Consider the following 3116-nt stretch of genomic DNA (forward strand, 5'->3'; position numbering starts at 1 on the left):
CCTCGCGCTCGGCCTTCAGCGCCTGCTTGGCGCCGGCACCGAGAACGCGCTTGATGTCGGCCTCGTCGGCCTCGTGGCCGCCTAGATTGATGGTGGCGGAGAAGGCTTCGCTCTTCAGCCGGCCGGCCGTCATGTTGACGATCAGCGAATCGACCGTTAGCCCGGCCATGCGCTCGGCCGCGTCGACGGAAAGGCGGATGGCATGTTCCGCCCTATCGAGGTCAACCACGACACCCGACTTCACGCCTTGCGATTTCTGATGGCCGATGCCGATCACCTGGATCCGGTGCGAGCGGCCGCGCAGCAGCTTGCCGTCATCGCATGGCTTCAGCTTGGCCACCATGCAGCAGACCTTGCTCGAACCGACATCCAGCACCGTCAGGGTGCCGGACCGGCGCGACGCGGCATCGCCAGGACCGCCAAGCCAGTTCATATCTTCGTCTCCGGCTTGCGCTTCAGGCTCTTGGGTTTCTCGTTGAGGGCGGCTTCGCGCTGCGTCGCCGCTTCCGCCGTCAACTGCACGACCAGCCGGTCCGTCAGGCGCATGTCGACGGCGGCGATGTCGCGCGACAGCAAGCCGTTGTCATGATCCATCTTGACGAGTTCGGCGAGCGCCTGTTCCTCGTCATCCTCGGGAAGCTTGATGGTGATGCCATTGTCCAGCTTCAGGTCCCAGCGCCGTTCGCCAACACGGATATAACCCTTGATCCGGCTCGCGAGCTCGGGATATTTCTCGACCTTGGCCAGGAAATCGGGCGCGCTCGCCGGCGCGCCGATGCCGATCAGCAGCGGCAGGAGCGCCTGCTTGCCGCCCGAGAACGGCGCGATCATGGCGCCATTCCGCTCGATGACCGAAAGCGCGTCACCCTGTTGCCAGAGCGCGAAAGCCTCACGCTCCTCGACGCGCACTTCCAGAGTATGCGGGTAGACCTTGCGGACGGCCGCGACCTCGATCCACGGCAATGTCGCAATTCGTTCCCGCGCGGCCTCGGCATTAAAGCCGATCAGCGACGTCCAACCGTCGAGTTCAAGCCTGTCGAGTATGTCGATTTCCGAGGTCTGGCGATTGCCGACCACCTTGACCTGATCGACGGCAAAGCCGGTACGGGCGGTGATGCTCTGCACGATACCCTCGACATGACCGCCGAGATAGGCGCCATAGGCACTGCTCGAGAAAATCAGCACGGCCGACATCATGGCCGCGGAAAAGCGCGGCGCCTGGAATTCCCCGACGCCCAGGCGCGCCAGAATGCGCACCGGGCGGCGCAGCATGCGCGGCAGCACGAAATGGCCCGACGACAATGGCAGGCCGAACAGCGCCGGCCCCGCCGCGCCCCTCTCCCAACCTTGTCTCCATTTCAACGCAGGCACGAAGCGTCCTCCACCATCCAACTCAACAAATCGCCAAACGAGTGCCCGGCCTGGGCGGCGATTTCAGGCACCAAGGACGTCGGCGTCATACCCGGCTGGGTGTTGACCTCGAGCCAGACAATCTCGCCGTTTTCGGAATGACGATCATCGTAACGGAAGTCCGAACGGGAAACGCCGCGACAGCCGATCGCTTGGTGAGCCTTGAGCGCCAGTGTTTGTATTTTTTGGTAAATATTCGGTGAAACTTTTGCGGGGCATTCGTGCTTTGATCCCCCGGCGACATATTTTGAATCATAGTCATAGAAGGAATGGCCGGTCGGGATGATCTCGCAGACCCCCAGCGCCACATCACCCATCACCGCGCAGGTCAGCTCCCTGCCGTGGATGTAGCGCTCAACCATGACGGTATCGCCATATTTCCACTCGGACGAGCCGATCACCTGCGGCGGATGCGACTGGCCTTCATGTACGATGACGACACCGAAGCTCGAACCCTCATTGACCGGCTTGACCACATAGGGCGGCTTCATCGGGTGCTTGTTCTGGATGGCGAAGCGGCTGGCGACCTTCGATTCGGCGATCACGATGCCGACCGACTTGGCAACCCGCTTGGCCTGCTCCTTGTTCATGGCCAGAGCCGAAGCGAGCACGCCGGAATGGGTGTAGGGAATGCCGAGATATTCAAGGATGCCCTGAATGGTGCCGTCCTCGCCAAAAGGGCCGTGCAGCGCATTGAAGGCGACATCGGGCTTGAGCTCGGCAAGCACGGAGCCGACATCGCGCCCGACATCGACACGGGTGACCTGGTAGCCTTCCTTCTCGAGTTCATCGGCACAAGCCTTTCCCGACGAAAGAGACACGGGCCGCTCGGACGAAAAACCACCCAGCAAGACGGCCACATGCTTGTTTTTCATTCCCCGGCATCCCCTCTCTCACGGCGGACCAAAACCAGATTTTCCGCAACATTGAGTCAGAGTCTCCCGGCAGGTTGCCCCCCCCAGACGGAAACCGCTGAAAACGCGTCGAACGACTCAAATCAGGAAACGCTTTCGAGCAGAGAATCAGAGAGTTGATTCACTGGCAAGTGCTTACGATTCCGAGAGATTCACTTTCTGAGAAAATGGATGCGAAAAGCGTGTCGTTGAGTCTTTGCGGCAACGGTCGCGGACCGTTTCGGCCTCGTTGAAGTTCATGCATCACATGAACTTCAACTCGCGCGAAGGTGTGTTGGGATTCAGGTCAGGCCGAGTCGAAAACGATGGCTTTCGAGAACCGGAGCGGAGCGTACTCAAAGTACGTGAGCACCGGAAGCGCAGGAAGCCGTCGTTTGCAGGCCGGCATCACCTGAATATCAACGCACCTTAAAGGAGCTGCCCGAGAAACTCCTGAACTGCATGTCCCGGCCGGAAATTGCCGATGCGCTTGATTTCCCATTGCAGCCGGATACCGGAATTCTCCAGCACCCGCGTACGCACCGTCTCGCCGAGATATTCTAGGTCGTAGCCGGTCGCAGTTCCCGTGTTGATCATGAAGTTGCAATGCATCGGCGACATCTGCGCCCCGCCGATCATCAGGCCGCGGCAGCCCGCTCTGTCGATCTCCTTCCAGGCCGACGTGCCTTCCGGATTCTTGAAGGTCGAGCCGCCGGTCTTCTCGCGGATCGGCTGCACGGTCTCGCGATGGTTCTGCACGGCCTCCATCGCCGCCTTGATCGCCGCTCTGTCCTCGGCAAAGCCCTCGAACAC

At 61.0% G+C, this 3116-nt stretch carries 3 protein-coding genes and 1 pseudogene; all 4 read right to left on the reverse strand.

Annotated elements, in window-relative coordinates; all coding sequences use genetic code 11:
- A partial coding sequence (locus tag EN984_RS28250) for a cell division protein FtsA (protein ID WP_281057349.1) occupies positions 1–433 on the reverse strand: 433 nt, incomplete at its 3' end.
- On the reverse strand, positions 430–1371 hold the full coding sequence (locus EN984_RS28255; RefSeq protein ID WP_127270941.1) for a cell division protein FtsQ/DivIB: 942 nt from the start codon (positions 1369–1371) through the stop codon (positions 430–432). The genes EN984_RS28255 and EN984_RS28250, both read right to left, overlap by 4 nt.
- Positions 1359–2285, reverse strand: coding sequence for a D-alanine--D-alanine ligase (locus EN984_RS28260; protein ID WP_127269283.1), 927 nt, complete (start codon positions 2283–2285; stop codon positions 1359–1361). Before EN984_RS28260 ends, EN984_RS28255 begins: the two co-directional genes overlap by 13 nt.
- Positions 2286–2732: 447 nt before the next feature.
- Positions 2733–3116: pseudogene (locus tag EN984_RS28265) on the reverse strand (UDP-N-acetylenolpyruvoylglucosamine reductase); the annotation flags it as partial.

Origin of the sequence: Mesorhizobium sp. M7A.F.Ca.CA.004.12.1.1, assembly GCF_003997835.1 — a bacterium.
GTDB lineage: Bacteria > Pseudomonadota > Alphaproteobacteria > Rhizobiales > Rhizobiaceae > Mesorhizobium.

Bases quoted from the DNA above. Each gene is read 5' to 3' on its own strand.
- EN984_RS28260 (WP_127269283.1), bottom strand. From the start codon at position 2,285: ATGAAAAACAAGCATGTGGCCGTCTTGCTGGGTGGTTTTTCGTCCGAG.